Annotated in this window: 16 protein-coding genes and 1 pseudogene; 9 read left to right on the top strand and 8 right to left on the bottom strand. The window is 40.1% G+C overall.

Translation table 11 applies throughout. The features are described from left to right. Window positions 1–708 precede the first annotated feature (708 nt). The 5 genes from AACQ83_RS11015 (at window position 709) to AACQ83_RS10995 (ending at window position 6,475) form a co-directional block, all read left to right on the top strand. Entirely contained in the window at window positions 709–2,424 is a 1,716-nt protein-coding gene (locus AACQ83_RS11015) for an ABC transporter ATP-binding protein (RefSeq protein ID WP_240000774.1), read from the top strand. Beyond that, entirely contained in the window at window positions 2,421–4,073 is a 1,653-nt protein-coding gene (locus AACQ83_RS11010; RefSeq protein WP_112877690.1) for an ATP-binding cassette domain-containing protein, read from the top strand. Before AACQ83_RS11015 ends, AACQ83_RS11010 begins: the two co-directional genes overlap by 4 nt. 242 nt (window positions 4,074–4,315) lie before the next feature. Continuing rightward, window positions 4,316–4,516, top strand: coding sequence for a hypothetical protein (locus tag AACQ83_RS11005; RefSeq protein ID WP_036849600.1), 201 nt, complete (start codon window positions 4,316–4,318; stop codon window positions 4,514–4,516). Further along, on the top strand, window positions 4,509–5,228 hold the full coding sequence (locus AACQ83_RS11000) for a nucleotidyl transferase AbiEii/AbiGii toxin family protein (protein WP_112877686.1): 720 nt from the start codon (window positions 4,509–4,511) through the stop codon (window positions 5,226–5,228). The genes AACQ83_RS11005 and AACQ83_RS11000 overlap by 8 nt, the downstream gene beginning before the upstream one ends. Before the next feature lie 71 nt (window positions 5,229–5,299). Then, window positions 5,300–6,475 carry an alpha/beta hydrolase gene (locus tag AACQ83_RS10995; RefSeq protein ID WP_112877685.1) on the top strand — a complete coding sequence of 392 codons (1,176 nt, stop codon included), beginning with the start codon at window positions 5,300–5,302 and terminating at the stop codon, window positions 6,473–6,475. Window positions 6,476–6,488: 13 nt separating this feature from the next. Here the strand turns inward: AACQ83_RS10995 and AACQ83_RS10990 are convergent, their stop codons facing one another. The 8 genes from AACQ83_RS10990 to AACQ83_RS10955 form a co-directional block, all read right to left on the bottom strand. Beyond that, window positions 6,489–6,719, bottom strand: coding sequence for a phosphopantetheine-binding protein (locus AACQ83_RS10990; RefSeq protein WP_112877683.1), 231 nt, complete (start codon window positions 6,717–6,719; stop codon window positions 6,489–6,491). A gap of 34 nt (window positions 6,720–6,753) precedes the next feature. Then, complete coding sequence (locus AACQ83_RS10985; protein ID WP_112877764.1) at window positions 6,754–7,977, bottom strand: ABC transporter permease; 1,224 nt, start codon at window positions 7,975–7,977, stop codon at window positions 6,754–6,756. A 2-nt stretch (window positions 7,978–7,979) separates the two neighbouring features. Then, the gene (locus AACQ83_RS10980; protein WP_112877681.1) at window positions 7,980–8,645 is read right to left on the bottom strand and encodes an ABC transporter ATP-binding protein; all 666 of its coding nucleotides are present in this window, start codon (window positions 8,643–8,645) and stop codon (window positions 7,980–7,982) included. Then, window positions 8,629–9,795 carry an efflux RND transporter periplasmic adaptor subunit gene (locus AACQ83_RS10975; RefSeq protein WP_240000773.1) on the bottom strand — a complete coding sequence of 389 codons (1,167 nt, stop codon included), beginning with the start codon at window positions 9,793–9,795 and terminating at the stop codon, window positions 8,629–8,631. Before AACQ83_RS10975 ends, AACQ83_RS10980 begins: the two co-directional genes overlap by 17 nt. Window positions 9,796–9,810: 15 nt before the next feature. After that, window positions 9,811–14,202, bottom strand: coding sequence for a condensation domain-containing protein (locus AACQ83_RS10970; RefSeq protein ID WP_112877679.1), 4,392 nt, complete (start codon window positions 14,200–14,202; stop codon window positions 9,811–9,813). Between the two features lie 17 nt (window positions 14,203–14,219). Next, the gene (locus AACQ83_RS10965) at window positions 14,220–14,714 is read right to left on the bottom strand and encodes a hypothetical protein (protein WP_112877677.1); all 495 of its coding nucleotides are present in this window, start codon (window positions 14,712–14,714) and stop codon (window positions 14,220–14,222) included. Next, window positions 14,711–15,721 carry a hypothetical protein gene (locus tag AACQ83_RS10960; RefSeq protein WP_112877675.1) on the bottom strand — a complete coding sequence of 337 codons (1,011 nt, stop codon included), beginning with the start codon at window positions 15,719–15,721 and terminating at the stop codon, window positions 14,711–14,713. The genes AACQ83_RS10965 and AACQ83_RS10960 overlap by 4 nt, the downstream gene beginning before the upstream one ends. Window positions 15,722–16,499: 778 nt before the next feature. Continuing rightward, on the bottom strand, window positions 16,500–17,564 hold the full coding sequence (locus AACQ83_RS10955; RefSeq protein ID WP_112877673.1) for a radical SAM protein: 1,065 nt from the start codon (window positions 17,562–17,564) through the stop codon (window positions 16,500–16,502). A gap of 253 nt (window positions 17,565–17,817) precedes the next feature. Between AACQ83_RS10955 and AACQ83_RS10950 the strand changes: the two genes are divergently transcribed. The 4 genes and pseudogenes from AACQ83_RS10950 (at window position 17,818) to AACQ83_RS10935 (ending at window position 21,492) form a co-directional block, all read left to right on the top strand. After that, complete coding sequence (locus AACQ83_RS10950) at window positions 17,818–19,452, top strand: (2,3-dihydroxybenzoyl)adenylate synthase (protein ID WP_112877671.1); 1,635 nt, start codon at window positions 17,818–17,820, stop codon at window positions 19,450–19,452. A gap of 22 nt (window positions 19,453–19,474) precedes the next feature. After that, window positions 19,475–20,095: pseudogene (locus tag AACQ83_RS10945) on the top strand (isochorismatase family protein); the annotation flags it as partial. Window positions 20,096–20,165: 70 nt separating this feature from the next. Beyond that, window positions 20,166–20,936, top strand: coding sequence for a 2,3-dihydro-2,3-dihydroxybenzoate dehydrogenase (dhbA, locus tag AACQ83_RS10940; RefSeq protein ID WP_112877667.1), 771 nt, complete (start codon window positions 20,166–20,168; stop codon window positions 20,934–20,936). Between the two features lie 103 nt (window positions 20,937–21,039). After that, entirely contained in the window at window positions 21,040–21,492 is a 453-nt protein-coding gene (locus AACQ83_RS10935; RefSeq protein ID WP_011146947.1) for a DUF441 domain-containing protein, read from the top strand. Window positions 21,493–21,494: the final 2 nt, after the last annotated feature.

Raw genomic sequence — 21,494 nt, 5'->3', positions numbered from 1 at the left:
CAGTGATTCTGGTTGTGATTTTTTCGCTGGCCTTTTATGATCAAATATTATCTGACAATATGAGTAGTTAATATGAATTAATTTGATATAGAATAGCCCCCTGCGTTGTAGTAATGAATTGTTTAAATTACGGGCAATTTAAGGTACGTTAATATTGAATAGGAATTCATTTATATAGTCGCTATATATTTGTAAAAATCATTATAATTCATTGGAATTATTGCTATTTTTCACTCTATTTATGATTTATCGTTTGGAATAAGTTATTTATTGTTCATTATTCATATTGAGAATGTATCTGACAATTAGGTTATTAAATGACCTGATATACCCTATAGATTTCAAGATGCATCGCGACGGCAAGGGAGTGAATCCCCGGGAGCATAGGTAACTATGTGACCGGGGTGAGCGAGTGCAGCCAACAAAGAGGCAACTTGAAAGATAACGGGTATAAAGGTATTGACATCGTAGAATAAGGTATCAAGTTTATTTTTCGGCTATTTTCTTGTGATAGCGTTTATAAACATTTCAATCAGATCGTGATAAATGCGGGTATTTTGCGATAATTGCATTTTGCTGAATGTGAACCAGATCTTGCTGTTGTGATTGATCTGTTATTAATAACCTTGATGTTGGCTGCATATACAGATGTTGCAAATAACATCGCTAATTTTAATGAGGTGCCATAACCTAAAGATGAAAAGCGTGATGTCAAAGAATTTAACTGTATGGCGGATATTGCTACAGAGTGCCATACCATTTAAGGGGACAGTTGTATGTGCGTTTTTGGCCTTAGCCGTTACATTATCGTGCGATCTAAGCGGTCCTTATATTATCAGGAATTATGTTGATAAGGCGACATCAGGAACGACTGTTGATCAACTCATCATGTTGGCCATCATTTATGTTTTTATTGCGTCGATTGGTGTTATCGGTAGTCTGGTAACCAGTTACATGAACACTAAGGCCGGTTGGGGCATTGCTGATATCATTAGATATAAGCTCTTTCACCATGTGATGACGGTTTTACCTGTATTGGAAATAGAACGACGATCACAGGGCGAGTTGCTGGAAAATATCGAAGGTAATGCTGATATTATAGGAAAAACGATTTCTAAAGCAGGTTTTAAGGCCATTGCTAATTTAGCGCTGACATTAGGGACATTGGTCATTATATTCAGCGTTATGCCTCAGGCGGGTATTGCCATAGGGGTTGTCGTCATACTGGTGGCGTATGTGCTGATTCAGTTAACCAGACTTTCTGTCCGTCGTTGGCTAATTGCGCGAAATGAAAAAGCCCGGATTTTTGGTTTTGTCGGTGATTCATTACATGCAATGGATGATTTACAGCCATTGTCGCAGGCACATTGGCCTGCCGTTGCGTTTCGTAGGAAGCTGTCAATGTTGCTTAAATTTGAACGCAGCGCTTATATTGGTGGCAGGGTTTTTTGGCCAATTACTCAGCTCTTCTTTGCACTCTGTTTCGGTATAGGTTTTGGTTTTGGGCTTCAATTACTTGGTGAAAATAGCTTAAGCATCGGTACATTAACGATGGTTTATCTCTACGTTGATAAACTTCGGGAGCCGGTGGAGGATATGTCATCAGAAATAGAGCTGATACAGAAATTATTTGCTGCGTTGTCACTTTCGGCAAAAATGTTAAGTGAAGGTACCCCTGATAAATCATTAGATAATTTATTGCCTGATGGTCCTCTCTCTATCCATTTCGATAATGTTGATTTCAGTTATAACGGAGAAGAAACGCAGGTTTTGCATGGTGTTAATTTTTACGTCGCTCCGGGGAGTAAAATTGGCATCGTTGGTAGAACGGGAGCGGGAAAAAGTACCATTCTTAATTTGATGTGTGGATTTGCGCGACCTGATTCAGGAAGAGTGACAATTGGCAATGTCGATGTCTCAACGATTAAACCGGAAGAATTTGCAAAAAAGATTGCTGTTCTTAGTCAACGTACTCATCTGTTTTCTGCAACGCTACGGGAAAATTTAACGCTTTTCAGTAATGAAATATCTGACGATCAAATTTGGGAGGTTCTCCAGGAATTAGATGCGCTTGAATGGGTTAGGGCATTACCTGATGGCCTTGATACACAGGTTGGTACTAATGGTCTGATGCTATCAGCAGGAGAAATTCAAATGATAGCGGGTGCCAGAGTGATGCTACAGCATTGCTCGTTAGTGATTATTGATGAAGGAACTTCTCAACTTGATCCCCGAACGGAAAAGAGTTGGCTGAAATTGCTTGAAAAGTTAAGCCACAATTGCACTGTCGTGATGGTTGCACATCGCCTTCACACGCTTTCGGTTGTTGATGAAATTATCATTATCGATGATGGGCGGATTCAACAACGAATCCCTGAAACAGAAATCGCAATGTTAACGAGTAATCATGGGCTCATGGTATGACTATATCCAATGTATCAACTAAACTTAAAATGTTACCGGCCTTGACTGAACTGATAAAAAAGTTTGCTCCTCTCTATTTCGTTACCATGTTTGTGTGGACACTGATGCATGGTTTTCCTCTGTTGATTGGTTACCAAATCAGCAAATTACTTGATAGAGCGATGAATGAGCCAACTAACCCTGTCGTCTGGTGGTTGCTTGCCTCTGCGATTGCCACAATGGTCTTGCGATCGCTGTTTTTGTTCCTGGGATTAACCTTTGACTTTACGTTAATCTTCAAAGTCAGTGCTTACCTGAAAGAGCGGGTTTTGTGGGGAGTGAGCCATTGTTCCCGTAATCAGAGACAGACTTTTTCTCAAGGCGATATTCTGAACCGTATTCGTGATGATAGTGATGAAATTGCGGAATTTCTGAGTTGGACCTCTGATTTTATTTACCGCGCATTACTTTTAATTATCGCATTAGTTGTGCTTATCAACACTGACATAATAACCACACTTGCTCTTATGCCTATGATTGTGGGCCTTTGGGTCGGGGCGATACTTAAACGCAAGGTAGGGAATTTACAGAAGAGTAAACGTCAATCGCAAGGGGATATTGCTGGCAAGATTACGGACGTCTTAACGGGGATACGCGACCTGCGCCTTGGCAACAAAATGGAGGGGCAGATTGAGAATCTATCACGGAAATTTGTCAATCGACGGGCGATTCAAGCCAAACATCAGGTATTTACTGACCTTCTTTCTGGGCTGTTCAAAAATATTGTCATACTTGGAACGTCGGCTGTTTTACTGATAGTCAGTAAACGGATCGTTGATGGCAGTTTTACTGTAGGGAATCTGGCACTATTTTTAACCTATATCGGTTGGATCAGTGAACAGATACTCTTCTTTGGTCGGTCGGTTGCCTATTATAAAAATGCTGATGTGTGTTATGGACGAATCAGACAGTTTCTGGCAAATAAAGTAGATAAAAAAGAGACCAAAGAATATGAGCAAGGTGAAATTCTGCATAAACTGAGCGTTAATCATCTGACATATTCAAAAAACCAACCCCCTGTTTCGTTTGAAGCAACAGCTAATCAGGTTATTGGCATTGTTGGTGATATAGGTTCGGGTAAAACCACCTTTTTGCGTTATCTGATTGGTCTGGAAAAATCCAGTTCTGGCAGTGTACTGTGGAATAACCGAGAGGTTCTGGGAAATGAAAATTGGTGGCGGAATCCACGTATCGGATATGCCAGACAGAAAGCGGGTTTTTTTGGTGGCACCGTCAGACAAAACCTCGCGTTGGGTGATAAGGATATTGATGATGATGTCATGGTACAGGCGTTGGAGGCGGTAGGTTTAACGCCCGGCTCATATGAATTGCCAGAGGGACTTGATACCGTCATTAATTCTGGCAGTGCCGGTCAATTATCTGGCGGCCAGCGTCAACGTTTGGCATTGGCCAGGATGCTATGTCGTCCCGCTGACGTTTATATTGTTGATAACTGCGATTCGTCATTAGATACGGATACAGCCCGTCGTTTATGGACTGTTTTACCTAAGCGCTGGCCAGGTTTATGGATTGTTGTTTCACAGAATGCTGATCTTCTCGCTAAGGCGGACCATATTGTTACCGTTCAACAGCGGAGAGAGTTAGCATAATCTACTTGATATCCACTCCTGGCTAAGTTGGTAGGAGTGGGTTTCAATAATGAAATGGTATATACTTTTTTATATCAAACGAGGAGGGATTATGGGTAAACAGGCTGTTTTTACTATGAAACTTGAATCAGATCTGCATGACTACTTCGTGGTTGCTACTGCGATGAACATGTGGGCATTTGCAATATGGTTGAGTTGGCAGTTCACTCTGCTATATTGTAAATATGAAAAGAGAGGTTGTTATGGTGAAAATTGCTGATTATCCACAAATGAAAAATTGTGCCTGGTATCTGGCTGAGGATACGGAGCTAACTGATCGTGATGCGCTTGCGTTTTACGAACGCAATTGGAAATATGTCGAAGAAGATAAGCTTGAACCTCAAGAGCGTCAGTTGATTGAACGACTCATCCATGAACAGGGGCATGGTTTTTTGAATGTCTAATTTTCGTCTTGAGCATCATAATCGTATTGCGAAAGTATTAAGTTCTTTATCACATGGATTTCTTGATGGCGCAAATTGCTATTTTGCAGGGGGTACTGCAATAGTTATGATGCTTTCTGAATATAGGGAATCGGTCGATATTGATTTTTTGTGTTCTTCACGTGAAGGTTACAGTAAGCTTCGTTCAGCCCTTTATGGGACAGATTTTTCCCCACTTTTTACATCACCTATGCCCACCATTGGAGAGATTAAAAAAGATCAATATGGTGTTAGAGGACGCATCAATGTTGATGGTGTTCCTATTAGGCTTGAATTTGTTAGTGAATCCCGACTGGATCTCTCGTTTGGCTCCCGTATTCTTGGTGTGCCAACGCTAGGTAAAGTAGATCTATTGGCAGCTAAACTCCTGGCTAACGCTGATCGTGGCCTTGATAAAGCTTCGCAGAGTAAAGATCTCATCGATCTCAGCATGATGCAGTCCGAATGGGGATGTATCCCCGTTGAAGCTTGGAATAAAGCGCGCTCTGCATATGGTATTACGGTTGATAAAGCTTACGATTCTGCCATTCAAATGCTGAATAATAATCAAGCTTATTTTGATAGGTGCATGAAGAATTTGGTTATTTCTGCTGAAAATCAGGAGAAGATAGTTAATACCCTGAAGTTGGAATTTGTTCCTCCTGAGCTAGATAGTTATTATCGCGATTATTAATCTAAGATAGTACTAGTATGAAGCAGAGCTAAATGAATTTTAAGTAAATATGGTCAGATTTGAGTAATTACATGCTTATTAAGAATTTAATTGTCACATTGGAAGGTGAAATACAGATATTAATAACCACATTGCTTAATGAGCAATGGGAAGCAGCCAGGGAATTAATGAATGAATCATTGCGTATGGCTGCTGATGATTTAGCTTTAACTGTATTGGCAGACAGTTTGTGTAACTCAGATATCGATATTATTTATCAGCAGCAAGGTGCTTGTCATTTACGGCTAAATACTCTCAATGGAAAGTTCAATCTTTATATTGGGATTAAAGATCGGCAAATTGATTCTCTCACGTTATCTCGATGCCCAATACCTGATGCGTATGCAAAACAGGGTATTTTTATCGAAAAAACGTTAAAGACGTTTGGTCTTAGAGATGTCCCGGATGGTTTGGTATGTTTGCCATCACCATATAATGATGCCAAAGCACTTGTACTATTGCTTGCGGGTTCTGGTCCGCATTCGATGGATTATGATGTTGGGCCTAATCCACTGTTTCGTATGTTGGCACATGAATTAAGTCAATATGGAATTGCGAGTGTACGTTTTGACAAACGTTATTACCGTATCCGGCAGAGAAATATGAACCCTGAGGTTGTCGATCTCAATACGGAAATTGTTGATGATGCTTGTAATATTCTGACTGGTTTGATGGGACATGTTGAATTTCACGATGTGCCAGTATTTCTGGTTGGGCACAGTTTCGGCGGATATGTCAGCCCATTAATTGCAAAGAACTTACAGCAAAAATCGGGTTTAAATGTTACGGGTATTGCGATGTTGGCGGCGCCTTTCCGTAATTTACTCCGGGTGATTTTATCCCAATTACCCAGTGGGAAAGAGCAAGATACAGTATCTCTTGAGCGCTTTTTGTCAGTGCCGGATAGTTATCTCAAACAGATTGAGAATTATCATGCATTTGACTGCTTAAACAGCTTGCCTGCAATGCCGTTATTTTTTGCCCAGGGAGATCAGGATTTCCAGATTTTGCATAATGTTGATTTCACGATGTGGAAAACTGCACTGCAAAATAATAGGCAGGCAGAGTTCAAACTCTACACTGGATTGAATCATATTTTATTGCCTACAACAGGATGTGATGGTGGAGAGGATTATTTGCAACCAGGTCAGATACCGGAGCAGGTAATTGCGGATCTGTCTGCGTGGATCATCCACCATTCATCATGAAATAATGAAAGCGCTATTTATCTTTTGCCAGCAGTTTGACCCAATCGTTAATTGTCGGCCATCGCGCTAAATCTGCAAAGTTGACTGGATACCCCGCACATTTTAGCTGATCAACCAGCATCAGCATTTTTATCGAATCGAAACCGATATCAAAAAGATTTTCATCCTCCGGTATTATTTTTGCTTCCGGGTGAAGCGCTCTGATTTCTCGATGTAAAATTTCATAGATAAGCTGATTTTTCATTGTGTCTCCAAAAAGTTTTATGAAACAAAACAAGTTACAATTCTCTGATACCTTCGATTGGCGCTGATGCGGCTGCGCGATGTGATGGATATACACCAAATACTACGGTAATAAAGCAGGCTGCGAGGGAAGCGAGTAAAAAGGAGTAGAAAGAGAAACCAACCGTAATATCAAATAGTAATAAAATTCTGAAACCGATAAATGAGAATAACAATCCTAATAGTGTTCCCAATAGTGAAATTAAAAATGCTTCGGTAAGAAATTGATAAAAAATATCGGAATAACTTGCCCCTACGGCAAGTCGTATACCAATCTCTCTTCTACGTTCTCTGACACTGATGAGAATGGTATTCATGACACTGACACCTGCAACGAAGAGGGTCACTGATGATATTGACAATAGGAAAAGGTTAATTTTTGACTGGGTCTCATGCAACGTTTTCAACAACTCGGTGGTATTACGTACCTCATAGCTTTGTTGATGTTTAAACCGTGACAACCGTTGTTCAAGAGCGTATTTAACCGGCTCAATATGAGAGGCATCTTTGGCTTTCAACACCATACCGCCAGGAGGTGTATGGCCGAACAGCCGTACCAAATAGCTGTTGCCTGGCAAAAATGCGGCATCATCGACGCCTGCATCCATGCCTTCGCCTTTCTGTGTCAGGATACCGATAACTTGCATTGAGATATCGTTGATCTTGATGCTCTGCTCAAATGCGGTTTCTTTTTGTGGAAAGAGTCGCTCGGCCAGAGATGCTCCCAAAACCACGACATTTGCCAAGGCAGCATCGTCTTGTGGTGTGTAAAAACGTCCACGATCAATCACCAGATTACGGATAATCGCGATATTTGCATTAGCGCCAATCAATTGAGCATCAGCAGAGCCTTGTGGCGAAACTATTGTTCCTGGCGCAGTATAAAATAGAGTGCTGTGGCTAATATGGGGGTTACCTGAAAGTGACGTTATATCCTCTTGCGTCAGATAATTATTATGGGAATCGAAAGCGCCGTTTTTTTGTCCCTTGTATTTTACTGAAATGATATTACTTCCCATTGAAGAAACCATCTTAACAATATGATGTTTGGTTTCTGTACCAATTGCTTGCATGATCACAATCGAAGCTACCCCGATGGCAATGCATAATAGAGTTAAGAAGACTCGTGTTTTATGAGCGGTAAGAGAGCGTACCGCCATTTTGAGGTTGAACAGGATAACGGTTAAATAAGCATTAAATCTTAAGGTTATTTTACTCATGCTCATTGAGCCACCAAACAACCACTGTCCAGATATAGCCGGCGTTTGGCATATTCAGCAACAACTTGGTCATGTGTTACTAGAATGATGCCGCATCCATTATGATGTAATTCAGTAAAAAGCTGCATGAGGTTGGTCGCATTAGTGGTATCTAACGCGCCGGTAGGTTCATCAGCAATAATAAACTTTGGATTGTTGATCAAAGCGCGAGCGACAGCAACGCGTTGCTGTTCTCCCCCTGATAGATGGCGCGGGTATTTATCTAATAAATTGTCGAGCTGGAGACGATCGATTAAGTAACGGAAATGTTCTCTGTCATAATTGAAGTTTCTTTTTAAGTAGTACATGGGCATCAAGATATTTTCATCAATACGGTAGTTTTCCAGCAGGTTATAATTTTGAAAGACAAAGCCAAAATATTTTCGCCGTAAAAGCGCCAATGAATGAATCTTTTGCTGAGTTACCGTGAGATCGTTAATAAGATATTCTCCCGCACTGGCGATATCCAAAAGCCCTATTATATTCAATAAGGTACTTTTCCCTGAACCGGAGCGACCAAGAATAGCAACATAATCATTCTGGTCTATGGTTAAGCAAATATCTTTCAGGACAAGATGCTGTTTACTCTCATTGCCGTAGGTTTTGCAGATATTATTTAGCGTTATCATTGTTACTACCTCCAAGATTATCTTGTTTGGAAAGTACAATGATCTGCTCGTTATTCTGCAATCCGCTGACAACGACTGAACGTCTTCCATTGTTATGACCGATCAATAATTTTCTTACTACGATGTTTCCATCTTTCATTTCACGTAAAAAATAGGTAGTTAGATCATCGTTCAAAGGTTGATGCCGTTTATTATTCAGTATGTCACTGGGTATGGTCACTACGCCGGTGCTTTCGTGGGTCACAATAGTGACATCCGCACTCATACTGGGTTTGAGCAGGAAATTATCATTAGGGACATCAAATAGCACGGTATAATAAACGGCATTATTAATGAGATCGGGCTTATACATAATCTTCTTAACATTACCGTGCCATATATGCTGATTTGTACTATAGATCTTGAAGGAAGCTTTTTGCCCCGTCACGATTTGGTTAATATCTGCTTCGGAAACTTTTGCATAAACAGTCATATTTTTGAGGTCGGCAATTTGCATGAGAACCGGTGTCTGTTGATTGACATTTAGCGTTTGCCCGGGGTCAACATGAATTGCAGTCACTACGCCAGCAATCGGCGAATAGATTTGGGTATAACTGAGGCTGACTTCTTCACTATGCAAAATATGTTCATTTTGCCTGATGTCTGCTTGGAGGCTTTCAATTCTGGCCTGGCTTTTTTTGACGCCAAAAGCAGCCTCATCCAGTAGCTGCTGGCTGGTTGCGGAGTGCAGGTTAAGCTCTCTTTGGCGCTTTTCCGTGATGACCAGAAGCTGATAAGCATATTGTTCCTCCTGCAACATGGCTCGCAATTTTTCTAATCGCGCTCGGCTTGCCTCAACTTTAGTACGATAAAAAGTATCATCAATGCTAGCGACCAGCTTACCTGCTTCAACGCTATCCCCGACTTCAACATATAACTTGGTTAACTGGCCTGAGATTTGGCTACCAACATTGACCTGACTGGTTGGTTGTACAACACCGGCAGCATTTACCGTAGTAATAACATCACCTAACGTTCCGGTGATGATTTGTTCTGTCATCACCGTAGATGTCTCTTTTTGGCTAAAGTTGTTATAAGCCACGGCAAGAAAAGCGATCATGATGATGGTGATAACAACCCATTTCTTTTTTTTGACCAGCACAATCAGCATCCATTTTACTATTTGTTATCGTTCCATATTGCCAGGCATCAGGTCATGCTGAGTGCCTATGCAATCCAATAAATCAATCAAAAACAGCCCCATGTCGCTGATGATATCTTCAGAGAAAATATCATCATCGTAGAGCCATTCCAGACCTATCCCAGTTGGCAAATTGATCAGTTCGAGCGCGATATCTCCTTTAGGCTTGAGTCCCTTGATTTTTTCTTTGGTGCAACGGGTTTCACCAAGATATAAACCGGTTTCAAACCCTATTTGAGAAGAGAAATAATAAGTGACTTCCGGCAATTGCATACCGTGGTGGTGATGGAGATGTTGTTTCAAATAGGCCAGTGAGACATTGGAATGAGTATTCGCGTCTGCCAGAAAATCGCGGACATACCTGGATACGTTAATCAGCGAAGTTTCCGCAGTAACGTAGGGCAGCAGTAGAGTGGTTGCGAAGCTACCAACACTGTCAAACGGTATGGGAGGAGCGCGGTTGGCACAAGGAATACCTATGATAATCTCATCTTTATTGAGTAATGAGTTAATGGTCATCAGAAATGCGCCAATCACAATATGTTCCAGAGTCACCGCATATTTTTTCTGCGTGCTGGATAGTGCGGCAATTAATTGTGGAGACAACGGCATTGAATAACGTCGGCCTCGGACCCTAAGATGAGCTTCCGATGAATCATTATCTTGTCCGGCAACCGAAAGGACGTTGAACAATTTTTCTGTCCAAAAATTTAATGTTTCGTCTGACATGCGCTGATTAATGAGATTAATGCTTGTTTCTGTCGCGGCTTCAATTTTTGGTACATTATCTGCGTAAGCGGAAGATAATTTTTGCAACACATGAGCAATCGACATCCCGTCACAGAATGCATGATGAAAATTTAATAAAAGGTAGTGCTTATGTTCTGCTATTTTTAATAACTTAAAATATACCGGTGGATTATCCTGTAACGCCATCGGTTTAAATGCCATATCATTTAAGATCTTGCGGAATGAAATCTCAATATTGATGCCGGTAGCATGAGTTAAATCGATATATTCGAAAGGCAGATTCTCTTCAATAACAGGTGAAAGGGTTAAAGAGAGTTGCCCATCTATTATGGTGACTCTTTGGCAGAGGGCAGGGAAATATTGCATGATATACAGCAAAGCGTAACGTAATTTCTTTAAATCAATCTCGCCGGTCAGATGATAATATAGTGGGATATTATGAGCGCCGGAACGATTAGAGATAGTATCGATGATCCAATAATACTGGTCGTGTTGTTCTGTCAGGCAAGTGTTATTTTTATCGATTAAAACCGGTATTTGCCCTTGTTGAATGACAGATTGTAATAGATAACCTAATCTAGGGGCGTGATAGAAATCTTCCAGGTGAATAGAACAATTAAAACGTTGCTGGATCTTGTTAATTAATAATAATGCCTTAAGCGAAGTACCACCTGCGTCAAAGAAATTAGTCTCTTCATCAACAATGCCATCGCTATCGCCAAAAACTTCCCGCCATAAAGTAAAAAATATTTCTCGTTTTTCGCCTTTAATCTGCGAAATATTATCTTCTTTATTCAACTCTGATATTGTAACAGAATTGTTGGGTGATGATAATTCGACAATAAAAGGTACCTGCAATTTTGGATAACATCCACGCAAAAATGAGACGATTTCGTGACGTGTGATTGAGCATGATCTATCAGGTATAAATATATTAATATATTGGTACCCCGTTTCATTTTCTTTTATCGTTAAATGAATGTCATCAATATTAATCGCCGCTGTAAGTAATTTTTGCATTTCATCCAGATCGACACGTTTCCCGTCAATTTTATGCTCTTTATCCAGACGGCCAATGAAATTTAAATTACCTTGGGCATCGTAAAATCCACGGTCTCCGGTTAAATAATAGATTTCTCCATCGTTCAACTGTAAGAATTTACGTGAAGTTGACTGATTATCGTTAATATATCCGGTACAGATAGAATCGCCACGGATGCATATTTCTCCACTACTGCCATTAATGATCTTATTAGTTCCATATTCCCGAATAACGATAGTGGTATTTGCTAGCGCTTTACCAATGATATTACCGGGTTGAAATTTATCATCTATTTTGTGACTGCTAGCCACAACGCAACATTCTGTTGGGCCATAAGAGTTAATCAAGGAGATACCGCATCCTACTTTTTCCAACCAATGATGAATGGCTTTATCCATTGCTAGATCGCCACCGATAATTGTCATTCTAATCGAAGGTGCGAGTTCTTTAATGGCTGAATGTAGGAAAAAGACAATTTGATGCCAATAATTGGTAGGAAAATTAACTATAGTGACCGATTGTGCATGGCAGAATGAAAATAGTGTCTCCAGTTCAACGATCATATTATCATTGGCAATGGCTAATGTGGCGCCTTGATAAAAACATCCGAACACCTCTTCAATATAAGCATCGAAGACGGGTGTGCTGAAATTGAGAATAACGTCATCTTGTTTAATATCATACTGCTCTGTCATTGCCGCCAAATAGGCATAAAGCCCCTTAAACGTTATCGGTACTGCTTTCGGTACACCTGTGGTGCCTGATGTGAAAAAGATATAGGCTTCGTCTTCTTGAGTTGTGGGACGTTTTATATCATGCCCCAGAAATATCTCGGAAGGGCGAGTTTCTATATCTTCGATAAAGAGAATGTGTGTATTATTAACACCGTTTACTTTTTCATGGTAATGACGAGCAGTGATTAATAAAGAAATATTCAGGCTACTTAATATATTATTTATCTCTTCTTGCCCAAATGTCATATTGATTGGGACAAAACATAATCCCGCAGTATGGATTGATAATATGGATAATAAGGAATCCACCCCTCTGGGCAATAATACGGCTACCCTTCGGTTTTGTAGTGGGCAGGATAATAACAATTGACTGAAAGTGGATAATTTGCGGTAAAGTTCACGGTAATTAAGGCAATGCACGGCGTTTATTTCTGCTTGATCCCCATAAATGACTGATTTTTTGTCCGGTGACACTGCAAATATTTGTGCTATTCGACCAATAATATTCTCTTTGATAGGGTGATTAACGACAATATTTTCTGGGTTATCTAGGCTAGATATAATATTATCCGTTGGTTCAATTTCTTTATATTTCCCCCAATATGTCTCAACCGTTTCATTAATATTTTCTGCAATCGTACTATAAATACGTAAATAATCGTCGATCAGAGTATGGGCGGCAAAATGACTATACAGGCGGCTTCCCACATCCAATTCAACTAATGCTGATTTCCCATCAGGAGAAAACCGGATGTTAATACCATAATTATTGACTGCGCCGGAAGTCATACAACCGCGAATGGCGCGATTATCTTTCATAAGATCATGTTCAAGCTCATGTAGCAGATTAACATAGGGAGCGGCAGTAAATTGATCTGCTCGACTGATTGCTTCATCATTTAAATCATTTATATCAATACGGCTATGTTTGCTATGCAGACTAATTTGCAACTGCATTGCTACGAGGATCTGTTTTATTGTTGCCTGCGGGGCCAAAGAAACCATCAGAGGCAAGGTGTTCATTGCCGGGCGATAATAGCGGTACTCTCCTTTATCATGTCGGTTAGAGAAGGGTAAATTGATGATACTTGTTGATAAGCAACCTCGTTTGGTCATTTGCAGACATAGAGCCAGTATCATCATTAATTTATCATTAAAGGTAAAACCACCGTTATTTGCGGTGAGCGGCCGGCTTACTTTAATTGCTTTTGAGGGAAATAGGCGTTTACGGGCATAATCCTCTAATTTGGGCAGTTGGTTGAGGTAATTATTCCAATACTCTTTGTTGTTGGCATAATGCACGTTTGCTTTATATTTAACTTCGTCAAGGTAAGCCTGATAGGTAAAAATAGGCGCTGATGTTGGGTGGAATGTTTGTTGTTCATAGCAAGACAAAACATCATGAATCAACTGACCTATGCCCCAATAATCTGTGGCAATATGGTGAGCGATGATTCCCCAGAAATAGCACCCAACATCATTAAAGTAAAGATAATGCCTTATCGTCACACCCTTTTCAGGCGCTAGCGGTTGAGTTGTTCTCTTTGCAAAATCCGCTTTTGCCGCTGGTTCTACTATTGGCTCTGACAGTTTTATTGGTATCACTTCGACCAGTGTAGATCCCTTCTCCTGAAAAATATTGTGTTCAGCAATACGGTAACGTAAGGAAAAACCATCATTGAAGTGATGAATGGTTATAATGGCCAGCTTCAATCTTGCCAAACTAATATTATCACTGAAACTGACGAATTCACCGACATTGAAGACAGACTTATCGTCAGCAACAGTGTTAGCAATAGCTAAACGGAGCTGTGTATAATTCAACGGCCAATAATTGTCACTATATTCCATTATTTTACGGCTCCACGCTATATTTTACCTTGTAACTCGCCCTTTATTTTTTCAAAAATAGATTCATCTATGCATAACCCAATATTACCTTCTGAGCTAAAGCAGATCAGAGGGCGTTTACTTACACGTAGAATAAAATATTTGTTTTGTCCCTTGTGGTAGTATCCAGACGAATAATGGATAATATGTATACCATTACTTCGACTAAAATCTTCCAAGGAAACGCCTTCTTCCTGGTGTAATGAGGAAATAACCCATTCGTGTGAATATACCCCGGACTTCATCAATAATTTTCCTTCCTTGACCACGGCTTTATTTGATAACAGTTGATAGCCTATAAATAAGGTAATGATGACAAAGAGCGTTGTCGCAATACTTGCCGCCAGCTTATTGGGATTGCTGTTACTGAGCCAGTATGGTACAGGCAGAAAAACTAAAGCGATCAGGACGAGCATAGCGACATTCATTAATATGACTTTGAAGTCTGGATTTAATCCCACGATATTATTCATGCTGCTGCCATTCCTAAAGATAATTCGGTAAAGAGATGAATCACTTCTTTGCGTTCTTCGCGGGTTGCGGGCAGATTGATATAACCACATTTTTGCGCCGCAAACAGACAAGCGGTGATTTCCCTTCTGACAGCTTCTTTGACCAGTGTATCCACCATTTCTTGGTTGTTATAGAGTCTGGCAAGATGAAGAGAAGCCGTGCCGGTTGAAAGATCGCTATGATCAATTTTGGGTAAATAATTTGCCATACATACAGTAACCGCTACTTGTACCGCCAGGCTCAAGTAAGCTGCTACGTTAACTGCCGCCGCCGCGTTCACCGCTGCGACAACTCGGGTGCCAACAGCTACGTTAACCGCCGCAACGACATTTGCCCCTACCACAAGGCGAGCAATCTCAATACTGGTATCATCTTCACGGTTTAAGGGTTCCAGAATTTCCTTCAGCCGGATAAGAGGAGGAGTGTCTGTATCTTGGAGCTGATAGGATTCGATGTGTTCTTTAAAATGCGCGACAAGACTGGCATCTTGATTGAGATGGTGATTGATTCGGCTTCTCAGACTTGAGCCCCTTTCGTTTAAACCATAGGTTTTTAAGTGGGAAAAGAGCGCTTCATAGTCGTTGGTTTTTACCGCATTCATTAAGTCTTTGTCATAAGTGATGAATAGCAGTAATTCCTCTGCGGAACCGGGGCTAACGATATCTTTGTCCATGCCAAATTCAGCCAGCACTTTTTCCGGTGATTCCCGGTATTCTAATGCTAAATTGGGCTGTTGCTGTAGGGTTTCCCAGAATCGGTTATAGGTGATGATCTCTTCCCAAACTTCAACCGGGAGTTTGGCGTTTGACATTGACAGCCTTAGCTTATTTTCTTCAACCTCCCCCGGAGAGAGTAATGAACGTGGCACGCCAAACAGGCGGTTGCTATCAGTGCTAGCGTTGACGGTGGGTATGACACTGCCAATAGCTGCACCGGCAGCCACGCCAATAAATGTACGTCTTTTCATAATTCGTTCCTTTATAAGTTAACGGAATTCTTTTTTTATTGAGCGTTATACCCGTCATCTTTCAAGTTGCCTCTTTGTTGGCTGCACTCACTCACCCCGGTCACATAGTTATCTATGCTCCCGGGGATTCGCTCCCTTGCCGCCGCGATGCATCTTGAAATCCATACGGTATATATAAGATAATATGTAACCTTTCCTTATTAAGCTTCTTCATTACTGAGATAATTTCATGAAATAATTATCTAACTGATATTTCTTGCCTGCGATATTAATTGTAAGTATATATTGTGATTACCATAACAGTATTTGGGTATAGCATCTAATACTCAATGGGAAAACATAGAATAATTTACCCTCCGTTCGATTAAAGGTTAGACGGTACTAACTATTAGCTGGATGGTGACATTTTGCAATAGATTAGTTGATTAAATTTATATTTTGAGCGTTTAGACTAAATATATCTTGCGACAAAATGTCCTTATTTAGAGTCCGATCACAAAATAACAAGTAAAAATATTCCTAAAGAAGAATAAAGTATTTCCTTTCCTTGATTACCACTACATTCAATAAAAATTTGCTAGCCGGAAAAGGAGTGTTTTCGCAATATTCGTTAGTAGTAACATTAAAGCTCCAACTCGATCCTGTTATACCCGTTATCTTTCAAGTTGCCTCTTTGTTGGCTGCACTCGCTCACCTCGGTCACATAGTTATCTATGTTCCCGGGGATTCACTCCCTTGCCGTCGCGATCTATCTTGAAATCCATAGGGTATATATTTTTCATTCCTCAGTTAAATTAATGGCATTTTTTTCTGCTGAGTAGTAGATGAGATCCAGCCGTTCTTTAGCGTTAAATTTCTTTATTACCGGAATAATTTCTTTGTGATAATTATCTAACAGATTCCGGCGTGTCCTTTCGTCTTTATGCAAATAAGCACAAGCTTGGCAAGGATGAACGATTTTTTCCAGATCAATGCTGCTATTCTGTGGGCGATATTTTTTTAGGATCTTGTACGGCCCCTCAGTTCTTAACCATACTTTCATAAAGTCTTCTTCCTGACCTTTAAAAAGCTGAGATACATCGCCTCCTTGCAAACGGCCAAGTTTCATTTCGGGGATATGCTCTAATGTCAGCCCACAGCAAGCGGAAATTTCACCGTGTGGTGTCAGTACAATATTTTCAAAGACCTGATCGCACCCTTTTGCCAGTTGCTGATCCCGGTTTGGAACATCTTTTCGTTCTTCGCTGGTGTCATAGAACGGCATCCAGGTATTTCGCTGTAAGTTAATTTTGTTTTTTTCTTTCAGTCGCTTAATAACAGGATTCTGGGTGATTTGCGTTGCAATGGCGGAATCAAAGGTATCCTGTTCTACTGTAATCAGTGTTGTAATATTTTGTTCGGCCAATGCTTCTGCCGCGGTCACTACGCTGTCAAGGGGAATCCATTCACTGTGATCTTTCCCTGTACTGATGTTCATCTCTGTGATGCCAGCATCTATTAAGTCTTGGGCGATTTTTTGCGCCTTTTCTCTATTTTTTCCCCAATAACCGTTAGTCACGCAACGAGTTAATAAGCCGTGATCTGAGGCAAAGCGAATGGCTTCAATCAGATCTTTACCTAGCAGGAAACACTCCCCACCACTGAAAACAACTAACTTTAGCCCTGGAAAATTAGCTTTTGAGTGTGCAATAAATTGTTTAATTTCATCCAGGCTTAAACGCGCTTTTACCGAGGGGTTACATTCAAAACAACATTCTTTGCAAGCAGCATTGCAAGTATATGTTGTGATCACGGTGGCAGTGTTCGGATATTGTTCCCAATATCCAGGAGGAAAGCATGACATAATTTACCCCTGTTGGATTAAAGGTTATACGTTACTAACTATTAGCAATATGATTTTATTTTGCAATATATTAGGTAATTAAATTTGTATTTTGAGTGCTTGCACGAAGTATGATTTGTTACGAAATGAATTTATTTAGAAGCAGCTCACAAAATAGGGTTAGAAATATTTCTGGTTGAGGATAAAGTAAATAGGTATAAACAGTAATCGACGATTTTTCAAGGTATTGAATATTATTGTAAGGAATAAAATCATGTCTATTGAATTTACACCCTGGCCGGTTGAATTAGCAGAACGTTATCGTGAAAAGGGGTATTGGCTTGGTAAACCCTTGACTGACATACTTTATAAACAATGTCAGAGACAACCTGAAGCAATAGCTATTATCTGTGGTGACCGTAAATTTAGTTATCATCAACTTGATCAACAATCATCTGCATTAGCTAAAAATTTAACGTCAGTGGGAATAAAGAGAGGTGATACTGCTATCGTACAATTGCCAAATATAGCTGAATTTTATATTACATTTTTTGCGCTACTGAAAATGGGGGTAGTACCTATTAATGCATTATTTAGCCATAATAAATTAGAGTTACTTGCTTATGCGCAACAAATTGATCCAAGTCTAATTGTATTTTCGTCAGAGCATTCACTTTTACAGAATAATGATTTCCTGGAGCAATTAAAAACACATTGTCCACGGTTAAGGAATATCGTCGTTGATGGTGGCAAAATACAATATACTAATGAATTATATACCAATGAATTAAAGCCGTGGTTAGAGCCAATAAATTTACCTTTGAATTTTGAGGCGACACGTTCAGATGAAGTCGCTTTTTTTCAACTTTCAGGCGGGAGTACAGGGACACCTAAATTAATTCCAAGGACGCATGACGATTACTATTATAGTGTGAGACGCAGTGTTGAAATTTGTGAGTTGACACAACAGACCCGTTATCTTTGTGCTTTGCCGGCGCAACATAATTATCCATTGAGTTCTCCGGGGGCGCTTGGCGTATTTTATGCTGGTGGTTGTGTCATATTAGCAACAGATCCTGGACCTACGACCTGCTTTCCACTCATACGTGAACATAAAGTAACAATGACCTCACTGGTGCCATCGGCTGTTGCGTTATGGATTCAGACGATGAGGAAATACGAATATTCACTAGAAAGTCTTCGGCTATTACAAGTCGGTGGAGCAAAGTTAAGTGAAAGTGTGGCGCGAGTGATACCGAAATTTTTTTCATGTAAGTTGCAACAGATTTTTGGTATGGCCGAAGGGTTGGTATGTTATACCCGGCTTAATGACGATGATGAACGTATATTTACCACTCAGGGGCGCCCAATGAGTGAAGATGATGAGATACGTATCGTTGATGATCAAGGCAATATCCAAGCGCCAGGTTCGGCGGGTATGTTAATCATTCGTGGGCCATATACATTCCGGGGATATTATAAAAGTCCAGAGCACAATGCGAAGGTGTTCGATAAAGAAGGTTTTTATTATTCCGGTGATTTAGCCTATATGACGAAAGAGGGTTATGTGTGTATTGTCGGACGAGAGAAAGATCAAATTAATCGCGGTGGTGAAAAAATTGCTTCGGAAGAAATTGAATCTTTGTTACTCAAACATGAAGGTGTTATCCATAGCGCTTTGGTTTCGATGCCTGATCCTCTGATGGGAGAAAAAAGTTGTGCTTTTATTGTAGTGGCTGATCCGAATATAAACACGTTGCAACTGAGGAAATATTTAAGAGGTATGGGGATTGCTGAATATAAATTGCCTGATCGTTTCGAGATTATTGATGTTATGCCTGTTACACCAGTCGGAAAGATTGATAAATTATTATTAAGAAAAATCATTCGAGACAAATTAGAAAGCTAATTAATGACATGAAGGTATTAAAATGACCATTCCATCATTGAAAAATTATACACTACCTCAGCCAAAAGATTTTCCAAGCAATAAAGCATCTTGGTTATTCGAACCCCATAGGGCAATTTTACTTATTCATGATATGCAGGATTATTTCTTGCAGTTTTTCGGTGATAATAGCTCTCTAATCAATAAATTAATTGAAAATATCCATTTGTTGAGAATGTTTTGTAAAGAAAAAGAGATTCCCATTATATATACAGCACAACCTAAAGTACAAAGTGATGAAGAGCGTGCATTACTTAATGATATATGGGGGGCTGGCTTGAATAGATCACCCCATTTACAGAATATTAGCCGTGCGTTAGCCCCTAATAATGATGATATTGTAATAGTTAAGTGGCGTTATAGTGCATTTCAACGCTCTTCGTTAGAAAAAAATATAAAAGACTTAGGTCGGAATCAATTAATTATTTGTGGTGTGTATGGACATATTGGTTGCATGATTACTGCGGTTGATGCATTTATGAGAGATATCAAGCCTTTTTTAGTGGGTGATGCGATAGCTGATTTTACGCTTGAAGATCACCTCATGGCTTTAAAATATGTTGCCGAAAAATCAGGAATGGTTGTGAGTACTGAGGAAATAATTTCATCAGTAAATTTCGATAAATAGAATTTATAAAAAATGCGTAATAAATCGCTATCAAAGAAGAAATAAAATGAGAAATAAACAGAATTTACAAATGGATTTTAACCATAAAACCGTCTGGGTAACTGGGGCGGCACGTGGCATTGGTGAACAAATTGCCCGTGATTTTACCGCGCTTGGCGCTGACGTAATAGGTTTCGATCGCGTATTTGAGCAAGATAATTTGCCTTATAAATGTATACAACTCGATATCAGTGATCCAGAAAAGGTCGAAATGATTTGTTCCCAACAACTGTCTATCTCAGCCAAATTAGATATTCTGGTTAATGCTGCCGGTATATTGCAATTGGGAAATATTGATGAGCTAAATATTAGTGACTGGCATCGTTGTATTAATGTTAATGCTTCTGGGGCTTTTTATCTATTTCGTACAGTGATTCCCCATTTTAAACGTCAGCGCAGTGGCACTATTATCAGCGTCAGCTCTAATGCGGCACATGTTCCACGTATGCAAATGGCGGCTTATTGTGCATCAAAATCAGCACTGACAAGTTTAACGCATTGTGTTGGGTTGGAACTCGCGCCGTTTGGTGTACGTTGTAATGTTGTATCCCCTGGTTCGACAGATACACCTATGCAGCGTTCCATGTGGAAAACTGATGATGATGAAAAAAATATGATTAACGGGTATCCTGAGCAATATAAATTAGGTATTCCCCTCGGAAAGATTGCAAATGTTAATGAAATTTCACACACCGTACTTTTCTTGTCTTCTGATTTGGCAAGCCATATAACGCTACAGGATATTGTGGTCGATGGTGGTGCGACGTTAGCTTGTTAATTGTTTGAATTGATACGAAAATACCCGTCATTTCTGTAACATAAGGAAAAATTACCCTAGCCTAAATAGGATTAGGCTGTTGTAGGGTATTGAAATCAAATCTATGAGCCATCTCGATCCTACTTTACTGGTGCTGCTAGTGTTGGCCGCACTGGGCATCATCAGCCACAACATGACCGTCACGCTTGCAATGCTGCTCTTGCTGGTTATCCGTATAACGCCACTGAATCATTTTTTCCCGTGGGTGGAAAAATATGGGCTGACTATTGGTGTACTTATTTTGACTGTGGGAGTCATGGCGCCTATCGCCAGTGGAAAAATTACGGTACAAGCTGTCCTCAACTCGTTTATGAATTGGAAATCGTTACTCGCGATAGTGATAGGTGTATTAGTGTCATGGTTGGGTAGCCGGGGGGTTTCATTGATGTCTAATCAGCCATCGACAGTCGCTGGTTTGCTGGTGGGGACGGTATTGGGTGTTGCCCTGTTTAAAGGTGTTCCTGTGGGGCCGCTGATTGCTGCGGGGATTTTGTCATTATTGATTGGTAAATCATAGCC

Source organism: Photorhabdus sp. S10-54, assembly GCF_963878145.1.
In the GTDB taxonomy this organism is placed as follows: Bacteria; Pseudomonadota; Gammaproteobacteria; order Enterobacterales; family Enterobacteriaceae; genus Photorhabdus; species Photorhabdus kayaii.
Note: the sequence above shows the minus strand (reverse complement) of the source record. Positions and strands in the feature narration are given on the sequence as shown.

Excerpts from the sequence above, each read along its gene's own strand:
- AACQ83_RS10955 (WP_112877673.1), bottom strand. The coding sequence starts at position 17,564 with ATGTCATGCTTTCCTCCTGGATATTGGGAACAATATCCGAACACTGCC.
- AACQ83_RS10975 (WP_240000773.1), bottom strand. The coding sequence starts at position 9,795 with ATGCTGATTGTGCTGGTCAAAAAAAAGAAATGGGTTGTTATCACCATC.
- AACQ83_RS10980 (WP_112877681.1), bottom strand. The coding sequence starts at position 8,645 with ATGATAACGCTAAATAATATCTGCAAAACCTACGGCAATGAGAGTAAA.
- AACQ83_RS10970 (WP_112877679.1), bottom strand. The coding sequence starts at position 14,202 with ATGGAATATAGTGACAATTATTGGCCGTTGAATTATACACAGCTCCGT.
- AACQ83_RS10985 (WP_112877764.1), bottom strand. The coding sequence starts at position 7,977 with ATGAGTAAAATAACCTTAAGATTTAATGCTTATTTAACCGTTATCCTG.
- dhbA (WP_112877667.1), top strand. The coding sequence starts at position 20,166 with ATGAGAAATAAACAGAATTTACAAATGGATTTTAACCATAAAACCGTC.
- AACQ83_RS10990 (WP_112877683.1), bottom strand. The coding sequence starts at position 6,719 with ATGAAAAATCAGCTTATCTATGAAATTTTACATCGAGAAATCAGAGCG.
- AACQ83_RS11010 (WP_112877690.1), top strand. The coding sequence starts at position 2,421 with ATGACTATATCCAATGTATCAACTAAACTTAAAATGTTACCGGCCTTG.
- AACQ83_RS11015 (WP_240000774.1), top strand. The coding sequence starts at position 709 with ATGTCAAAGAATTTAACTGTATGGCGGATATTGCTACAGAGTGCCATA.
- AACQ83_RS10965 (WP_112877677.1), bottom strand. The coding sequence starts at position 14,714 with ATGAATAATATCGTGGGATTAAATCCAGACTTCAAAGTCATATTAATG.
- AACQ83_RS10960 (WP_112877675.1), bottom strand. The coding sequence starts at position 15,721 with ATGAAAAGACGTACATTTATTGGCGTGGCTGCCGGTGCAGCTATTGGC.
- AACQ83_RS10995 (WP_112877685.1), top strand. The coding sequence starts at position 5,300 with ATGCTTATTAAGAATTTAATTGTCACATTGGAAGGTGAAATACAGATA.
- AACQ83_RS10935 (WP_011146947.1), top strand. The coding sequence starts at position 21,040 with ATGAGCCATCTCGATCCTACTTTACTGGTGCTGCTAGTGTTGGCCGCA.
- AACQ83_RS10950 (WP_112877671.1), top strand. The coding sequence starts at position 17,818 with ATGTCTATTGAATTTACACCCTGGCCGGTTGAATTAGCAGAACGTTAT.
- AACQ83_RS11000 (WP_112877686.1), top strand. The coding sequence starts at position 4,509 with ATGTCTAATTTTCGTCTTGAGCATCATAATCGTATTGCGAAAGTATTA.
- AACQ83_RS11005 (WP_036849600.1), top strand. The coding sequence starts at position 4,316 with ATGGTGAAAATTGCTGATTATCCACAAATGAAAAATTGTGCCTGGTAT.